Annotated in this window: 14 protein-coding genes and 1 pseudogene; 8 read left to right on the top strand and 7 right to left on the bottom strand. The window is 68.4% G+C overall.

Going from position 1 to position 16,700, the window contains the following annotated elements:
- Window positions 1-15: 15 nt before the first annotated feature.
- The 4 genes and pseudogenes from AB0J78_RS20420 to AB0J78_RS20405 all read right to left on the bottom strand — a co-directional run bounded on the left by AB0J78_RS20420 (window position 16) and on the right by AB0J78_RS20405 (window position 4,923).
- The gene (locus AB0J78_RS20420) at window positions 16-1,404 is read right to left on the bottom strand and encodes an LLM class flavin-dependent oxidoreductase (protein WP_363791252.1); all 1,389 of its coding nucleotides are present in this window, start codon (window positions 1,402-1,404) and stop codon (window positions 16-18) included.
- 110 nt (window positions 1,405-1,514) lie between these two features.
- Window positions 1,515-3,040, bottom strand: a pseudogene (locus AB0J78_RS20415) (aldehyde dehydrogenase (NADP(+))).
- 41 nt (window positions 3,041-3,081) lie between these two features.
- On the bottom strand, window positions 3,082-3,582 hold the full coding sequence (locus AB0J78_RS20410; protein WP_363791251.1) for a flavin reductase family protein: 501 nt from the start codon (window positions 3,580-3,582) through the stop codon (window positions 3,082-3,084).
- Window positions 3,583-3,624: 42 nt separating this feature from the next.
- Window positions 3,625-4,923, bottom strand: a complete 1,299-nt coding sequence (locus AB0J78_RS20405) for an NAD(P)/FAD-dependent oxidoreductase (protein WP_363791250.1) — start codon at window positions 4,921-4,923, stop codon at window positions 3,625-3,627.
- Between the two features lie 336 nt (window positions 4,924-5,259).
- On the opposite strand from AB0J78_RS20405, the gene ribA reads away from it, so the two are divergent.
- The 4 genes from ribA to AB0J78_RS20385 all read left to right on the top strand — a co-directional run bounded on the left by ribA (window position 5,260) and on the right by AB0J78_RS20385 (window position 10,011).
- On the top strand, window positions 5,260-6,465 hold the full coding sequence (ribA, locus tag AB0J78_RS20400) for a GTP cyclohydrolase II (protein WP_363791249.1): 1,206 nt from the start codon (window positions 5,260-5,262) through the stop codon (window positions 6,463-6,465).
- Between the two features lie 20 nt (window positions 6,466-6,485).
- Window positions 6,486-7,637, top strand: coding sequence for an alcohol dehydrogenase family protein (locus tag AB0J78_RS20395; protein WP_363791247.1), 1,152 nt, complete (start codon window positions 6,486-6,488; stop codon window positions 7,635-7,637).
- Window positions 7,634-8,737, top strand: coding sequence for a mandelate racemase/muconate lactonizing enzyme family protein (locus tag AB0J78_RS20390; protein WP_363791245.1), 1,104 nt, complete (start codon window positions 7,634-7,636; stop codon window positions 8,735-8,737). The genes AB0J78_RS20395 and AB0J78_RS20390 overlap by 4 nt, the downstream gene beginning before the upstream one ends.
- A gap of 512 nt (window positions 8,738-9,249) precedes the next feature.
- A complete protein-coding gene (locus AB0J78_RS20385) occupies window positions 9,250-10,011 on the top strand; it encodes a 3-oxoacyl-ACP reductase (protein ID WP_363791243.1) in 762 nt (253 codons plus the stop codon).
- 767 nt (window positions 10,012-10,778) lie between these two features.
- Here AB0J78_RS20385 and AB0J78_RS20380 read toward each other — a convergent pair.
- The 3 genes from AB0J78_RS20380 to AB0J78_RS20370 form a co-directional block, all read right to left on the bottom strand.
- Window positions 10,779-11,282 carry a DUF309 domain-containing protein gene (locus tag AB0J78_RS20380; protein ID WP_363791241.1) on the bottom strand — a complete coding sequence of 168 codons (504 nt, stop codon included), beginning with the start codon at window positions 11,280-11,282 and terminating at the stop codon, window positions 10,779-10,781.
- Window positions 11,283-11,546: 264 nt separating this feature from the next.
- Entirely contained in the window at window positions 11,547-11,750 is a 204-nt protein-coding gene (locus AB0J78_RS20375) for a hypothetical protein (protein ID WP_363791239.1), read from the bottom strand.
- 414 nt (window positions 11,751-12,164) lie between these two features.
- Window positions 12,165-12,674, bottom strand: a complete 510-nt coding sequence (locus AB0J78_RS20370; protein WP_363791237.1) for a hypothetical protein — start codon at window positions 12,672-12,674, stop codon at window positions 12,165-12,167.
- A gap of 870 nt (window positions 12,675-13,544) precedes the next feature.
- Here AB0J78_RS20370 and AB0J78_RS20365 point away from each other — a divergent pair.
- From AB0J78_RS20365 to AB0J78_RS20350, 4 genes are all read left to right on the top strand, one after another.
- On the top strand, window positions 13,545-14,120 hold the full coding sequence (locus tag AB0J78_RS20365) for a hemerythrin domain-containing protein (RefSeq protein WP_363791235.1): 576 nt from the start codon (window positions 13,545-13,547) through the stop codon (window positions 14,118-14,120).
- 206 nt (window positions 14,121-14,326) lie between these two features.
- Entirely contained in the window at window positions 14,327-14,743 is a 417-nt protein-coding gene (locus AB0J78_RS20360) for a DUF2243 domain-containing protein (RefSeq protein ID WP_363791702.1), read from the top strand.
- A gap of 233 nt (window positions 14,744-14,976) precedes the next feature.
- Complete coding sequence (locus tag AB0J78_RS20355) at window positions 14,977-15,681, top strand: DUF2071 domain-containing protein (protein ID WP_363791233.1); 705 nt, start codon at window positions 14,977-14,979, stop codon at window positions 15,679-15,681.
- 524 nt (window positions 15,682-16,205) lie between these two features.
- Window positions 16,206-16,622, top strand: a complete 417-nt coding sequence (locus AB0J78_RS20350; protein ID WP_363791231.1) for a DUF6292 family protein — start codon at window positions 16,206-16,208, stop codon at window positions 16,620-16,622.
- Window positions 16,623-16,700 lie beyond the last annotated feature (78 nt).

Here is a 16,700-nt window from a genome sequence, read left to right as displayed (position 1 = left end):
TTGAGGGCTGGGGCGTCAGTGGCCCGCGGCGAGCGCGGCGTGGGCGTACTTGTGGCCGGGGTGGTCTTCGGCGAGCCGGGTGTTGCCGGGGCCGTGGAGCTTCTCGCGCAGCGTGCGGCCTTGGTATTCGGTCCAGACGGCCTCGCGGCGCTGGAGCTCGGGCACGACGAGCTCGATGAAGTCGGCGATGTCCTGGTACTTCACGGCGTTTCCGAGGTTGAAGCCGTCGATGTCGCAGTCCTCGACCCAGCTGATGAGCTCGTCGGCGACGGTCTGCGGGGATCCGACGATGGTGGGGCCGCTGCCGCCGATGCCGATGAACTCGGCGATGTCGCGCGGTGTCCACTCCTTGTCCGGGTCCATCTTGGAGAACAGGTCCACCATGGTCTGGCCAGCGTCGGTCTTGACGTGCCGCAGCGGCACGTCGGGGTCGAACTGGGACATGTCCAGCGCGGTCCAGCCGCTGTAGCGGGCCATCGCACCGGAGTAGCTGACCAGCTTGCGGTACTGCTCGTACTTGGCCTGCGCCAGCTCGTCGGTCTCGGCGACCACGACGTTGAGCATCTGCAGCACCCGCAGCGAACGCGGATCGCGGCCGGCTTCGGCGGCCTGCGCGCGCAGCGCGTCGACCTGGCGGCGCAGCGCCTTCTTCGAGACCGCGTTGACGAACACGCCTTCGGCGTGGGCTGCGGCCAGCGCACGGCCCTTCGACGAACCGCCTGCCTGGAAGATCACCGGGGTGCGCTGCGGCGACGGTTCGCAGAGCGCGAAACCGGGGACGTTGAAGTACTTGCCCTGGTGGTTGATGTCGTGCACCCGCTGCGGGTCGGCGTAGAGGCAGCGCTCGACGTCGCGGACCACGGCGTCGTCGTCCCAGGAGCCTTCCCAGAGCTTGTAGCAGACCTCCAGGTGTTCGGCGGCCACGTCGTAGCGCTCGTCGTGCGCGGGCAGCTGGCCGTTGCCGACGTTGCGGGCGGCGCTGTCGGCGTAGGAGGTCACCAGGTTCCAGCCGATGCGGCCGTCGGTGAGGTGGTCGAGCGTGCTGAACTTGCGGGCCAGCGTGTAGGGGTGCTCGTAGGTGGTCGAGCCGGTCAGGCCGAAACCGAGGTGCTCGGTGGCGGCGGCCATCGCTGAGATGACCAGCGCCGGGTCGTTGGCGGGAAGCTGCGCACCGTCGGCCAGCGCTCCTGCGGCGCTGCCCTGGTAGACGTCGTGGTAGCCGGCGTTGTCGGCGAAGAACACGCCGTCGAAGTGGCCCTGCTCGAGCAGCTTGGCGTACTCGGTCCAGTAGCGGACGTCCTTGTAGCGGTGGCCCTGGTCCTTCTCGTGCCGCCACAGGCCCGCCGAGAGGTGTGCGGGCCCCTGGAACTCGAAGGCGAACAGGCGCATGCGGCGAGACGGCATGTCTTCTACTCCTCTGTGAGCTTTCCGGAGAAGGGTGGAGGCACCTCGAGCCGCTTTCGGTTCGAGGTAGGGGAGAGGCCGGCGGGCTGGGGCCGCCCGCCGGCTCGTCGTCACTGCGGCGGAGCCCAGTTCTGCGAGGCGCCGGGCTGGTGGGTGCTGCGTGGCAGTCCGAGGGGGTTGGACTCGCGCAGGGCTTCCGGCAGCAGGAATTCGGGCGCGTTCTGGTAGGTCACCGGCCGCAGGAAGCGGTCGATGGCCGCGGTTCCCACCGAGGTGGTCGACACCGCGGTGGTCGCCGGGTAGGGCCCTCCGTGCTGCTGCGCCGGGGTGACCGCGACGCCGGTCGGCCACTCGTCGAACAGGACGCGTCCGGACCGCGAGGCGGCCAGCGCGACCAGGCCGGAGACCTGCTGCCGCTCGGCGTCATCGGGCTGTCCGGCCAGGTGCGCGGTGACCGTGAGCGTCCCGGGAACCGCCGAGATCACCTCGCGCAGATCGTCATCGGTGTCGTACTCGGCGATGACCGCGCAGGGGCCGAAGTTCTCCTCCATCAGCACGGGCTCGGACAGCAGGTCGGCCACCGATCCGGCGTGAAGGACGGTCGGGGACATCTGCGGGACACCGGAGGGGTCGGCGTGTTCGGTGCCGCGCACGAGCACCTCGACGCCCGGGCGTCTGCGAGCGCGGCGGTGCGTTCGCGGTAGCGCTCGGCGATGGCCGAGGTGAGCATCCGCGCCGGCGGAACCTCCTGGGCGAGTTCGGCGATCCGCTTGGGCAGCTCGGAACCGCGCGGCAGCAGCAGGATTCCGGGTTTGGTGCAGAACTGACCGGCGCCGAGGGTGAAGGAGCCGACGAAGCCCGCGGCGATCTGCTCGCCGCGCTCGCGCTCGGCCCCGCTGGTGACCACCGCGGGGTTGATGCTGCCGAGTTCGCCGAAGAACGGGATCGGGTTCGGCCGCGAGGAAGCGATGTCGAACAGCGCCCGTCCTCCGGCGACCGAACCGGTGAACGCACCCGCGGCGATGCGCGAGTCGCGCAGCGCGGAGACCCCGGCCTGCCTGCCGGTGAGCAGCGCGAAGGTTCCCTCCGGTGCTTCCGCGGTCCGCAGGGCGGAGTCCACGACTTCAGCGGTCTTGCGGGAGGTCTCGGGGTGACCGGGATGTTCCTTGAGCAGGACCGGGCAGCCCGCGGCGAGTGCCGAGGCGGTGTCGCCGCCGGCGACGGAGAAGGCGAAGGGGAAGTTGCTCGCGGCGTAGACCAGCACGGGCCCCAACGGGATCAGCCACCGGCGCAGGTCCGGCCGGGCGCCCAGCACGAAGTCCGGGTCCTGGCGGTCGAGGGCGATGCGCAAGTAGGAGCCGTCGCGCAGGTGCTCGGCGAACATGCGCAGCTGCACGGTGGTTCGCTTGAGCTCGCCGGTGAGCCGTGCCTCGGCGAGGCCGGTCTCGCGCATGGCCTCGGCGATCAGGTCGTGGCCGGCGGTGTCGAGCGCGTCGGCGACCGCCGACAGCGCGTCCGCTCGATCGTGCGGTGACCGCTGTCCCCAGTCGGCTGCCGCGGTGGTCGCGGCGGCCAGCAGCGCCTCGAGCTCCTCCGGGGCTTCTTCCGGTTCGGTCAGGTGCGGTGTGGTGTTCATCTGGTGGTGTGCTCTCACTTCGTCGTGGCAGGGCAGCGGGTTCAGGGCTGGGGCTGCTGGTAGGTGCCCAGTTGGCCGCGGTGGAAGATCAGGGGCTGGCCGTGGCCTGCTTCGAGGCGCAGGACTTCGGCGATGACGATGACGTGGTCGCCGCCTTCGAGTTCGTGCAGCGGTGTGCAGTCGATCCAGGCGTGGGCGCCGGTGATCTGGGGGCTGCCTTCGGCGGATTCGCGCCAGTCGAGCTGGGCGAACTTGTCGGCCTGCTTGCTGGAGAGGGCTTTGCAGACGTGGTGCTGGTCGTCGGCCAGGACGCTGGCGCTGAAGTGGCCGCTGCGGATCTTGGGCCAGCTGCTGGAGGTGGTGGCGACGCTGAAGGTCACCAGCGGCGGGTCCAGCGACAGCGATTGGAAGGTGCCCACCACGAGTCCGGCGGGGGTGCCGGTGGCGGGTTCGCGGCCGGCCACCACGGTCACGCCGGTGGGCAGGTGGCCGATGACGTCGCGGAAGTAGCGGGGTTCGATCGTCGGGGTCGACAGTGTCATGATCGCGTTGCCTCCCAGTCAGTGCCGGTGGTCGATGGGTGGTCAGGTGAGAGCGGTGGTGATGTCGCGGGCGACGCGGTGGCCGCTTTCGATGGCGCCGTCGATGAACCCGGCCCAGAGGTTGGCGTAGTCGCTGCCGGCGAAGTGCAGGACGCCTTCGGCGCGCTGCTGGGCGGCGAAGTAGCGGGTCAGCTGGTTCGGCTTCTGCATCAGCCAGGTCTCGCGGGAGTGCGGGTCGGCCATCCAGTCGTGCCCGGTGACCTCCAGGACCTCCAGGTCGTCGCGCCACACCCGCAGCGCCTCGGCGACGGCGTCGCGGTCGTTCGGGGAGATTCGGGAGGCGTCGGCGCCGAAGGAGACCAGCACCGCGTCGTCCTCGCCCAGGAACTCGGTGCGCACCACCGACAGCGGGTGCGCGGCCGAGGAGTAGGCGAAGAACGGCTTGATCGGGCCGCGCACCCGGATCCAGACCTTCACGCCCTTCGAGGCCGTGCCCTCCTTGCTAGCGGCCTGCTTCTCCGCGCACAACCCCGGTGAGATGTCCAGCTCGCCGAGGAGGTTCTGCGGCAGGGTCAGCACCACCCGCTTCGCTCTGATGCGCTCGCCGCCGGTGGTGGTCACGACTGCGCCGTCGGCGTCGTGCCCGATGCGGGAGACTTCGGTGGAGGTGCGGATGTCGGCGTCGGTGTCGGTGTCGGCCACGATCGCCTCGATCAGCGACCGAGTTCCCGTGGCCAGCCGGAACACCGCCGAGGCCTCGTGCATCAGGTGCCACGAGCCCGCGGTGGCCGCGGTCCAGCGCAGCGCGCTGGTGAAGGCGCCGTCGCCCAGCGGGGCGTTGAAGTGCCCCACCCACGCGGCTTCGTTGGCGCGGTACTCCTCGACGGGCAGGTCGAGCTCGTCGAGCTTGTCCTGCACGCTGAACCCGTCCACCGAAGCCAATTCGGGGTTCGACAGCGGTTTGTCGGGCCGGGGGATGTGGTGCATCGTGCCTTCGAGCAGGCGACGCATGCCCGGGTCGATGAGCTCCATGAACCCGTCGAGGGTCCCGGTGCGGACCTCGTCGCCGGCCAGCCAGTAGGCCTCCTCCGGTCGCGGCCCGCGAGTGACCTCCAAGCCGTAGCGGTTGACCTCGGCCCACGCGTGCGGCTGCACCCAGTGCAGCCAGGTCCCGCCGATCTCCAGGTCCCGGCCCAACCGGTGATCGGTCCACACCCGGCCACCCAGCCGGTCGCGGGCCTCCAGCACCGTCACGCGCAGGCCCTTGCGGCCCAGCTCGCGGGCGGTGATCAGACCGGCGACCCCGCCACCGACCACGACGACATCGGTTTCTTCAGACACAGCGGCACTCCCTCGCAGTCGGCAACGCCGGGTTTCACGCGCTCAAGATCGAGCAAATTTACGAACAGTGCGTTCAATATATGAACGCAACGGGGGATATTGTGACCCCGCTCGCTCGGCGCGTCAAGAGTCTTATCCGGTGCGGACTTGCAAGGTCAGAGGCGGATTTCTGCTTGACGGCGCACGGGCGCAGTGCGAGCATCCGTGAACAAGACGTTCATTACTTGAACGAGCGTTGCGGTATGTCCTTCGGACGGCCCAGCGCGCAGGATCCGGCCATCACTCGCAGCGGCGGTCAGCGTCCAGCCGGGTGATCCACGCGTGCAGGAGAGATCGATGCCCACGTCGAGCATTGCCGAAGCCGTCGCCACCCTCGCCGCAGGCGGGAAGGTCCTCGTCGTCGACGACGAGGACCGGGAGAACGAAGGCGACTTGATCATGGCCGCCGAACACGCCACCACCGATGAGGTCGCGTTCTTCCTCGAGCACACCTCGGGATTCCTGTGCGTGTCGGTCGACGAGCGCCGGGCCGCCGAGCTCGACCTGGACCTGATGGTTTCCGCCAACACCGAGAGCCACGGCACGGCGTTCCTGGTCAGCGTCGACTACCGGCACGGCACGACCACCGGCATCAGCGCGAGCGACCGCGCCGCCACGATCCGGGCGCTGGCCGATCCGACGCTGGCGCCCTCGGAGCTGGCCCGTCCCGGCCACGTGATGCCGTTGCGCGCCAAGCCGGGCGGGGTTCTGGAGCGCACCGGTCACACCGAGGCCGGCGTGGACCTGTGCCGCGCGGCCGGGCTCAGCGGTGCCGCTCTGCTGTGCGAGATCGTCACGCCGGACCGCAAGGCCATGATGCGCCGTCCCGAGCTGGATGCTTTCGCTGCGGAGCACGCGATTCCGATGATCTCGATCGCCTCCCTGGTGGACTGGATGCGCGAGCACGGCGGAGTTCGCCGCACCGGACAGGCCGAACTGCCCACCGACCTGGGGCACTTCCGCGCGCTGAGCTACGAGACGGCCGACGGCGTCGAACACCTCGCACTGGTGATGGGCGAGGTCGACGGCGAGGACGTGCTGGTCCGCCTGCACAGCGAATGCCTCACCGGGGACCTGCTCGGCTCGCTGCGCTGCGACTGCGGCTCGCAACTGCGCACCGCGATGGAATCGGTCGCTGCCGCAGGGCGCGGCGTCATCATCTACATGCGCGGGCACGAGGGCCGCGGCATCGGGCTCGGGCGCAAGCTGCGCGCCTACGAACTCCAGCAGCACCAGGGCATGGACACCCTGGAGGCCAATCGCGCGCTGGGCCTGCCGGTCGACAGCCGCGACTACGACCCGGCCGCGCTCATCCTCACCGAACTGGGTGTCGGGTCGGTGCGCCTGCTGACCAACAACCCCGACAAGTGCCGCGCGCTGGCCGATCGCGGCATCACCATCAGCGAGAGGCTTCCGCTGGAGGCCGAACCCAACGCGCACAACATGCGCTACCTGGCCACCAAGCGAGACCGCATGGGTCACATGCTCGAACAGCCGGCCTGAACGAGATCCTGGAGCCATCGATGACGGATTCGTCGCCGCGCACCATGCACGCGGTCCTGCTCAACGGCCACGGCGGCCTCGAACAGCTCGAGTACCGCACGGACGTGCCCGTGCCCCGGCCTGGTCCGGACGAGGTCTTGATCCGGGTCGCGGCGGCCGGGGTCAACAACACCGACATCAACACCCGGATCGGCTGGTACTCGAAGTCGGTCGGGCAGGCCACCAACACCGGTGGCGCGACCGGCTTCGACGAGGTGAACGACGCGGACGCGACCTGGTCGGGTGAGCCGATGCAGTTCCCGAGGATCCAGGGTGCCGACTGCTGCGGCCACGTCGTCGCGGTTGGAGATGATGTGGACCCGTCGCGGATCGGGGAGCGGGTCCTGGTGCGGAACATGCTGCGCAGCTACGTCGACTACCGGCCCTACGAGTGCTGGACCTTCGGCAGCGAGTGCGACGGCGGGTTCGCGCAGTTCGCCGTGGCACCGGCGCGCGAGACCCATGCGGTGGTCTGCGACTGGTCCGATGTGGAGCTCGCGGCCGTGCCCTGCGCGTATTCCACCGCCGAGAACATGCTGCACCGCGTCGATCTCGGCGCGGAGCGGGCGCTGATCACCGGCGCCTCCGGCGGTGTGGGCTCGGCCGCGGTGCAGCTGGCCAAGCGCAGAGGAGCGACCGTGATCGCGGTCTGCTCGCCAGCCAAGGCCGACGAGGTGCGCGCTTTCGGTGCCGACCAGGTCATCGATCGCGGAGCCGATCTCGTCGCCGAGCTGGGCGAGGGCTCGGTCGAGGTCGTGGTCGACCTCGTGGTCGACCTCGTGGTCGACCTCGTGGTCGACCTCGTGGTCGATCTCGTGGGCGGCGAGCAGTGGCCGGCGTTGCTCGACCTGCTGCGTCGTGGGGGGCGCTACGCCACGGCGGGCGCGATCGGCGGGCCCATCGCGCAGATCGACCTGCGTACGCTCTACCTCAAGGACCTGACGCTGGTGGGCTGCACCTTCCAGGACGACGAGGTGTTCGCCAACCTCCTCTCCTACGTCGAGGCCGACGAATTCCGGCCCCACGTCGCGAAGGTGTTCCCGCTTCACGAGATCGGGAAGGCGCAGGAGGAGTTCCTGAGCAAGAGGTTGATGGGCAAGCTCGTGCTGACGATGCCGGAGGACGAAGGGTGAGGATCGCCGAAGTCCACGTCTACAGCCACGATCTGCCCGTCCACGACGGACCCTACCGGATGGCCCACGCCGAGGTCTGGGCGCTGAAGACCACGCTGGTGAAGCTGGTCGCTGACAACGGGCTGACCGGCTGGGGCGAGACGTGCCCGGTCGGCCCCACCTACGCTGAGTCCCACGCGGCCGGTGCGGCCGCGGCGGTCTCGGAGATGGCGCCCGGGCTACTGGGGACCGAGGTGCTGCCGGTTCCGTTGCACCGGCGGATGGACGGGCTGCTGCACGGCCACCACTACGCCAAGGCCGCGATCGACATCGCCGCCCACGACCTGCTGGGCAAGCACCTCGGTGTCAGCGTCGCTGACCTGCTCGGCGGTGCGCTCACCGACCGCGTTCCCTCCTACTGCGCCATCAGCATCGGTGACCCGGGGGAGACCGCGCGCCTGGCTGCGGAGAAGCGCGACCAGGGCTACCCGCGCCTGCAGGTCAAGATCGGTGGCCGACCGGTGGAGCAGGACATCGAGACCATCCGCAAGGTCTGGGAGGTCACCCGGAGTGCGGGCACAGCCCTGGCGGTCGATGGAAACCGCAGCCTGACCACCCGCGACGCTCTGCGGATCAGCCGCGAGTGCCCAGACGTCCCCTTCGTCCTGGAACAGCCCTGCAAGACCGTCGACGACCTCCGCAAGATCCGCCCGCAGGTCGATCACGCCCTCTACCTGGACGAGAGCGGCACGAGCCTGGACGCGGCGATCAGCGCGGCCGGGACCGGACTGGTCGACGGGTTCGGGATGAAGGTCACCCGGCTCGGCGGACTGCACCCCATGCGCGGCTTCCGAGATCTCTGCGCAGCCCGGGGTCTGCCGCACACCTGCGACGACTCCTGGGGCGGCGACATCATCGCGGCGGCCTGCACTCACATCGGCGTCACGGTGGCGCCTGAGCTGTTGGAGGGCGTTTGGGCGGCGGCTGATCACATCGACGGCCACTACGACCCGGACAACGGCATCACCGCCGAGAACGGCCACATCAAGCGTCTCGATGACTCCGGGCTGGGCGTCACCCCGGACGAAAGCCTCTTCGGTGCTCCAACGGCGTCCTTCTGAGAGGACGCTGCGGTGAAGATCGAAGCTGCCCGGCGGAACGGATTTTTTGTGCTCGAGGGGCGGAAGACGATGGCGCTGGGCCGCCGCTGCTCGGTCCCGATCGTCTTCGGCACGTCTTGCGGACTGAGCATCTCGACGCTTCGCCAGAACCGGATGATGTTCGCAGACCGGTCGTCACTCACAGAATTCCCCCAGTGCCGTCGCGCAGTGTGTTCATCTGATTACCGCTCGGAGCAAGGGGCACTGTAGAACATGATCGGCTTCCCGTGGGCGGCAAGCGCGAGATCTCGTCGTCCGCCGTCACCACACGGGGCGTGGGAGGTCCTCCGGCAGAAAACCTGTCCGGAGAAATTGCGCTTCGCTGGATCTCTCGCTACCGCGGATGTGGGGCACCGTTGTAATGCCCTCTGTCGAAATGTGGCTGAGGGCCAATCGAAAGACGCGTTCTCCACTTAGGAGGTCACGGGTACCGGGGCGCCGGTGTCTGACTTCCAGCCGCTACCGTGCGGCGTATGGATTTCGCCGACCAGCTTGTCGTGGTGACCGGAGGCGGGCGCGGACTGGGTGCCGCGTTGGTGCGCGCGTTCACGAAGCAGGGCGCGCGCGTCGTGATCGACTATCGTCGCAGCCGTGAGCAGGCGGAAGCGCTGGCCCGCGAGCTCGGCGACCAGGTGATCGCCGTCGCGGCCGACGTCACCGACCAAGCCCAGGTCGATGCCCTGTTCGCCACGGCCCATGAGCGTTTCGGGACTCCGGTGACGACGGTGGTCAACAACGCTCTTGCCGATTTCACCTTCAACGGCGACGCCCGCTCGCACGCCGACGCGATCACGTGGGACGAGTTCGCCGGGCAGTTCGAGGGCAGCGTCCGCGGTGCGCTGCACACCACGCAGGCGGCTCTGCCGGGCATGCGAGAACTCGGTGCCGGCCGGATCATCAACGTCGGCACCAACCTGTTCCAGAACCCGGTCGTTCCCTATCACGACTACACGGCTGCGAAGGCGGCTCTGCTGTCGTTGACCCGCACCCTCGCTGCCGATCTCGGTCCCAATGGCATCACGGTCAACATGGTCTCGGGTGGGCTGCTGCGCACCACCGATGCGAGCGCCGCCACTCCCGAGGCGGTGTTCGACGCGATCGCCGCGAACACGCCGCTGCGTCGCGTGGTGACACCCGAGGAGTTCGCCGACGCGGCCCTGTTCTTCGCCTCGCCCTGGTCGCGGGCCGTCACGGGCCAGAACCTGGTGGTCGACGGCGGCCTGGTCAACGACTGAGCAGACACCTCGGAGGTTCCGAGGATGCGGAACGTTCGGGAACACGCCAACGCGGGTGGTCCGGTCACCGGAACCGGACCACCCGCGTCGGCGCTTCCTGGCTGTCCGGTGAACACCGCGGTCCTCCTCTCCAGGAACGCCTGAAGCCTCTCCGCCGCGTCGGCTGTCCCGATCAGGTCGGCGTCGCCCTTCTCCTCGCGCTCCAATCGAGGGGCAGCCCGTACCCCTCGTCGACGAGCCGCTTGAGCAGGGCGGTGGTGGCCGTCGGCTGCGCCGCGAGGCGGCGGGCCCGCTCGGCGACCGTCGCATCCGCAAGTCGCAGGCGAGCGACAACTCTGCGCTGCCGCCCAGCGCGTGGCCGTTCATCGCCGCGTCGACCGGCTTGGGGGTCCGCTCGATCACCCGCTGCACGTGGATCCAGCGGCGCGCATCCTCGCCTGGTTCTCCGCGGACAGGTCCCGCATGACGGCGAGGTCGGGCACAGGCGATGAAGAACCAGCCGGTGCCGGTGATGGGTCGCTGGTGCGGCGGCAGCCACAGCACCAGCGACTCACCGCTTTGGGCGTGTGGATTGGTTCGCCGGGACGGGCGCTCAGTCCTCTTCCGAACCATGATCGACCTGGCCACGGTCCTCATCTGGCCCTGAGGACACCCTGGGCGGGTTCGCCCCACACGCGGTGCGCCGCCGTTCCAGCTCGCCGTGGGCGTCCTCGACCTGCACGATCCCGCCGCCTTCGATCATGGCCGGGGCACCGGCGCGGGGGAGGTTACTGAGGTTCGGGAGACTCCGCGGTGGTGCGCAGCCTCGGGGTGAGTTGCTGGTGGCCGAGGGCAGGCAGACCGGCCTGGTCGATGTTCTCGGCGGTCTCGGTAGCGAAGGCGACCAGCTCCTCCACTGCGATGAAGTGCGGGGGATGGTGGCTGTAGGGCTGGATGTGCTCGGCTGCCCGGTGCAACAGGGCGGTGGCTCCGGTGATATTGCCTCGGCGTAGGTGGGTCAGGCCGACGGCGAGTTGGGCCAGGCCCTTCCACAGGGCGCGCTCCTCGCTGGGCGCGGTCTTCCATGCCCCTTCGAGGACTTCGTGGGCGTGGAACGGGCGGCCGTCGTCGAGGAGTTGCTGGGCCTGCTCCAGGCTTTCCTGCGGGGTGAGTACGAGGTCCTCGTCGATGCGTTCGACGCCCGGGGCGCCGTGCGGCAGCGGGCGGCCGAGCCCATCGCGCGGACGGGCATTGCGGGCCCGCCCCTGTGCATCCCGGTCGCGTTGAGCCATGCCCCCGAGTATTCCAGGTCTTCGGGTGCCGTCTCAGGGGCCGAGATGACGCAACGGGGTGTGTCCCGGGTGCTCAAGGGCTTGCTAGCCAGGTGTCCATGCGTAACCCGTGGACTCGTGCATCTCGGATGCGTTGCAGGTCCGGTTGGCCCGCTACCGCGACGATGTCCTGGCCAGAACACGACGACGGTGGTGTTCAAAGCCATCGAACACCTGCGCGCAGATCTTCCGGCGCTGGTGCGCACGGCACGCGCACGTCCGGCTTCACGGTGGGCCGCACCACCGTGGCAGCAGCGCTACCTGGGCTCCGGGCCGGTGCAGATCCGCCTGCGCCCTGGGGTCACCGAAGCCGACGTGCTGGGCCAGGTCTTTGCCGAATTGGGCGGTCAGTGCTCGCCTCAAGGCTCCGGACTCGAGCGTGAGCCCGATGACGGACAGCGGTGGGACCAGTGAGATCGCGAACGCCATCCCTGGCGGGGTGACGGAGCCATCCGAGCTTATGAGCGCGAACGGACCGACCGGATCTGGTGGCCAACGCGGCGACCAGGTCGATCAGACCCGGGTTGAACATCATCAGCGAAGCGCATGGCTTGATGAATCTTGGGAGGCGGCCCAGATCGTCATCGACACCTGTGGAGAACCACGCGAGGCGACTTCCTCGTTCCTGGTGCGGAAGCGGGTGACCAACGCAACTTCTCAATTCCCCATGTGGACTCGACCGAGCCCGCTATCGAGTGCAAGGTTCTTTCTGAAGATGTGCGCGCTTCTATCGAAGACAAGTCGTGGGTTCGAGAAAGCCGACGAGATCGCAGAGGCGTTGAGGGAGAGTGGAGTCGGTCCGGCGTGACTGGGCGTCGGCAGCAGGGACGGCGACGCCGGCCCTCAGTTCGGGGGTGGCCCCATGTCAGCGTGACGTCCGGGTACGCGTTGCGCGTGCCGCTGCCCGGGGCCCGGGCCGGTACGCGCGGCGAGGCGGTCGGCCACGAGTCCCGTGGTCACCGCGTACACGGTTTTGTGGATCAGGTCGACGGCGAGTTCATCGCGCGGCCACGTCCACGGCGGGGCACCGACTCCGGTCGCGTTCTCCAACGTTTGGTCGTTGGTCAGGCGCACGACCGCGAACATGGCGGATGAGAACGGCCCTCTCAAACCGGCGTGGGCCATGACTCCGCGGAGGGCTCCGAGGAGCATCCCCTGACCGAGGTGCATGAGGACGTTCATCCCTGCTGGTTCACGCGTCCTGCCCATCAGCCCTGCCATCGTCGCACCCGGCACGTGGGAGTTCGGGCGGCCGGTGAAGCGCTGTTCCAGCTTCTCGCTGAGCGTCATGGCAGCAACGCCGACGGTGCCGGCCACGAGACCGTGGACGACTCCCCGTCGAAAGACCTCCATTGAGGTCTGCTGCCGGGCTGGCCGGGCACGGCACCGTTTCGTCGCACTCATGCTCGAATTCCCATCCAGAGGTTCCACAGATGCACCCCATCAGTGCCTCACAACTGCGCGAGTCCCGCAATGGACCTTTGATGCGTCGCCTCGACTACCACTGGGAATCCCCGCTCTGAGCAAAGAATGGGCTGGTCATCCTGATCGGTTAGGTCGGACCCGTATGCCGCGCACGCGCTCGCAGGTACTGCCTCAACGCCCGCGCGGTCTTGGGACCCATCCGAACGCGCCGGGTCACCCTTGCCGTGATAGACCAGCGAATCCGTGCTCCAGTCGATGTCGTCCTTGTGGAGGTTGGCCACCTCGGACAGTCGTGCGCCGGTGTTGCAGAACGACCGAACTATTGCCTGATCCCGAAGGTTCATGAACCCAGAACCCGTGCAGGACGCCAACAGTCGAAGCCAGCAGAAGACGTGCTGTGGGATCTCCCGCTTGAGGTGAGCGATCCATCCAGCTGACTCCGTGGGCCGTGCTGCACGCGCTCGGCAAGCCCATCGCGCTGTCAAGACGAGGAGCCGCGCGCGGACTCGCCGAGCACCGGGAACCGCCGAAGTCACGCACCCGACTTCGCACGTGTTGGCGACCGACTCGCTGATCCCCCCGAGCACGTTCATCAGCACCTGCGCGAAGGATTCCGCCGAGGAGTCGTTCCAGACGGGCGGTGACCACGCGCTCGAGAAGGCCGGCCAGCGTCAAACCGCCAGGGACGCCGTGGGCGTCACGCGGATGACTTGGCCGTGTGCTGTTTATTGCCCTTCGGCCGGGGCTATGCCTGGGTGGCCAAGTTCGACATACACCGGAATTCCGGAGGGCAGTGCCGTGAGCAGTGCACAGGCCGAACGAGCGGAAGCCGCGACGCTTCCCGAGGGTGATGTGGTTCGTATCTTGTTGGAGCAGCACGCCGAGATCCGCGACTTGTTCGCGGAGGTCAAGAACGCGCAAGGTGAGCAGAGGAAGCAGCGGTTCGACGAGCTGCGGGCCCTGCTGGCGATCCACGAGACCGCCGAGGAGATGGTCGTGCGGCCCACGGCCAAGCAGACGGTCGGCGAGGCGGAGGCCGATGCCCGCAACCACGAGGAGGAGGAAGCAAACCACGTCCTCGCCGAGCTGGAGAAGATGGACGTCTCCGACCCGGACTTCGCCGCCAAGCTCGACTCCTTCGAGCGTTCCGTGATCGAACACGCCGAGCACGAGGAGCAGGAGGAGTTCCCAGCCCTGCGGCGGGGCTGCGGAGAGGACCAGCTGCGCGGCATGGGAACCCGGCTGCAGGCGGTCGAGAACATGGCGCCCACCCATCCGCACCCCAGTGCTGCGGGCTCCCCGGCCGCCCAGGCGTTGACGGGTCCGTTCGCGGCCATGGTCGACCGCGTCAAGGACGCACTCAGCTCCCGGTGATTGGAACATGAGGCGTTCCCGCCGGAACCGCGGCTCTCGGCGAACGCGTTCCCCTGCGGGAGGCGCTCCTGGGCGCTGCACCTCTTCGAGCGAGGGGTGCGTGCCGCGCTCCCCGCGGTGTCCCGCGTTCCTGGCAGCGGCGCGGTAGTGCGAGGAAGGTGCGAATGTTCCGCCAAACTCCGGTGATGTGGAGGTGGGCGGGTTTGGTGCTGGGAGCGGGCCTGGGCGGGTTCGTGGACGGCATCGTTGCGCACCAGTTGCTGGAATGGCATCACCTGCTTTCCGGCTGGTACCCAGCCGCTTCTGCGATGCGGATCAACATGGTTGCCGACGGCCTTTTCCACCTGGCGTGCCTGCTGGCCGTTCTCGTCGGCATCGGCCTGCTGGCGAGTTCACCTGTCGAGTCGTCGCCCGGTGCGGGGCGCCAGCTCGTGGGCTGGATGCTTGCGGGGTGGGGGTGGTTCAACCTCGCCGAGGGCCTCGTGAACCACCAACTGCTCGGCATCCACCACGTGCGCCCGGGTCCGCATGAACTTGCCTACGACCTCGGATTCCTCGCACTGGGAATCTTGCTCATCGTGGGCGGTTCCTTGTTGGGCCGCGCTCGTGGCCTGGAGCGTTGAGCGCAGGGCCTTCCGATGTCGAACGACCGGCCCGGACGGAGGGCTCCGGCTGCCACGGACGCGGGTGAAGGTGCGACACCTGCCTCGTCGGATGGCGTCACTGTCAGGCCCGGGCCTTGCCCAGCACGCAGCCGCGCAGGATCGCAGCGCCAACTGGTGCCGGAAATCCTTCGAGCGATCACCCTCAACTTCTGGTACGGCTTTCGATACGCGCGGCTGCTCCACGAGGCGAGGTGACCGTGGTCGAACCTGTGACGGAGAATCCGCCCCATCGCGTGCCCGTGCCTGTCACCAACCAGGTGTGGCGCGATGTGGTCTTCCTGCACTGGCCGTGTGCTCCGGAAGAGGTGCTTCCGCACGTGCCGGACGGCACTCAGCCTGACACCTTCGACGGCAGCGCGTGGATTGGTGTCGTCGCCCTGCGGATGCCGAGCGTGCGCGTGTTGGGTCTTCCTGTGGTTCCCCCGCTGAGGGAGCTCGTCGAGCTGAACGTGCGGACCTACTGCATCGACCGTCGGGGACGCCGTGGATTGGTGTTCCTGACGATGGAGGCCTCGAGCCCGGCCGTGCTGGCCGCGAGCGCCCTCGGCGGCCTGCCCTACCGGTGGGCGAGGGCTTCCTGCGCGGCAAGCGGGCACGAATTGGGCTTTCGCTCGCAACGGTCGGGCACCGCGATGGACTTCCGGGTCCGAGTGGGGAAGCCGGTGGAGCCCACGCCGCTGAACGAGTTCCTCACGGCCCGCTGGCACCTGCTGTTCACCTGGTACGGGCTCACCTTGCACCTGCCAGTGGAGCACGAGCCGTGGCGTCTGCACTCAGCTGAACTCCTCGACTTCACCCACAGCGGTCTGCCGGGCCCCACGCCTGCCCGGCGCATCACCAGCGTGCTGTGGGCCTCCGGGGTCAATTCCCGCTTCGGTCTTCCCACACCTGCATGATGGCGAGCGCTCACACAGCTCCTCCCCGCACCGGAGCGGGTCGCACGCAGCATCGTCACCCTCGCACGACGCCCGCGGCGCGAAGTCGTCAGTCGGACCGATGGGCCGCACCATGGTCATGCAGAGCAAGTTCACGCCCGGCTTCATCGAGAAGCTCATGGCCTACCAGGTTGATCGAGCGCACCTGGCCCGCTCACGGCCTACAGCGGCCACATCCGGGAACCTGCACGAACCTGCTGGCGGAACGGGGCGGCAGAGGGGGTTGGGCCGGCGAACGCCGTACGGCCGTTCGCCGCGCACTCAGCGTTGGAGGCGTCGCGGCAGCATGCGTTACCTCATGGCACTCGGCTGTGTGTTGACCATCGCGCTCGTGAGTTCGGGCTCCCTGTTCGTGTGATCTGAGAGTGCGAACGCGCTAGCTTCGGCGACTCTGTATGTCTGCGTTGTGACGTATGTCTGCGTTGTGAGCCGCACCATCGTCCGAGAAGTGGATGAAAGGTGACCGAACGAACTGGGGGTACCCGATGGATACGGCAAGTCCTGCGGTTGGCGGTCTGGTCAACTACGTCCGGTGTGTTGCCGAAGACCTGGCCGACGAGATCGACGAGATCGACGTCGACGTCGACGGTGGTTTGGCCACGGTGCTCATTCTGATGAACACACGTGTGCCGACGCTGATGGATTCGCCGCTGTTGCTCACCTGGGACGAGGTGAGCGGGTGGGCTCTGCGGGTGGAGACGGACGGGACGGGCGATACGACCCCGCTGGAATTCTTGGGCGAGGAAATCCTGCCGAACCCTCAGGTGGTGCAGGCATTTCTCCGGGATGCAATCCGTGGCAGGAGTCCTGGAACATTGACCGCTCCCACCTTTCGGCTGCCGAACGCCAGTGACGATCTGGAAATGCGGCTCGTGCGATTCCTCGACCATGGAAAAGAGTAGATCTGGCCATCGGCGAGGCGCGCGGCGCCGGGCGGTCGGAGCCACCGCCAACAGCGACGAGATCCCCTCGGGCCGAGC

The sequence above is a fragment of the Saccharopolyspora sp. NPDC049426 genome, from assembly GCF_040676935.1.
Classification (GTDB): domain Bacteria; phylum Actinomycetota; class Actinomycetes; order Mycobacteriales; family Pseudonocardiaceae; genus Saccharopolyspora.
The sequence above is the reverse complement of the archived record's forward strand: the minus strand, read 5'-3'. Positions and strand labels throughout refer to the sequence as shown.

What these genes read in the sequence shown, in the direction of transcription:
- AB0J78_RS20420 (WP_363791252.1), bottom strand. Translation starts at nt 1,404, where the DNA reads ATGCCGTCTCGCCGCATGCGCCTGTTCGCCTTCGAGTTCCAGGGGCCC.
- AB0J78_RS20410 (WP_363791251.1), bottom strand. Translation starts at nt 3,582, where the DNA reads ATGACACTGTCGACCCCGACGATCGAACCCCGCTACTTCCGCGACGTC.
- ribA (WP_363791249.1), top strand. Translation starts at nt 5,260, where the DNA reads ATGCCCACGTCGAGCATTGCCGAAGCCGTCGCCACCCTCGCCGCAGGC.
- AB0J78_RS20395 (WP_363791247.1), top strand. Translation starts at nt 6,486, where the DNA reads ATGACGGATTCGTCGCCGCGCACCATGCACGCGGTCCTGCTCAACGGC.
- AB0J78_RS20385 (WP_363791243.1), top strand. Translation starts at nt 9,250, where the DNA reads ATGGATTTCGCCGACCAGCTTGTCGTGGTGACCGGAGGCGGGCGCGGA.
- AB0J78_RS20380 (WP_363791241.1), bottom strand. Translation starts at nt 11,282, where the DNA reads ATGGCTCAACGCGACCGGGATGCACAGGGGCGGGCCCGCAATGCCCGT.
- AB0J78_RS20375 (WP_363791239.1), bottom strand. Translation starts at nt 11,750, where the DNA reads ATGGCGTTCGCGATCTCACTGGTCCCACCGCTGTCCGTCATCGGGCTC.
- AB0J78_RS20370 (WP_363791237.1), bottom strand. Translation starts at nt 12,674, where the DNA reads ATGGAGGTCTTTCGACGGGGAGTCGTCCACGGTCTCGTGGCCGGCACC.
- AB0J78_RS20350 (WP_363791231.1), top strand. Translation starts at nt 16,206, where the DNA reads ATGGATACGGCAAGTCCTGCGGTTGGCGGTCTGGTCAACTACGTCCGG.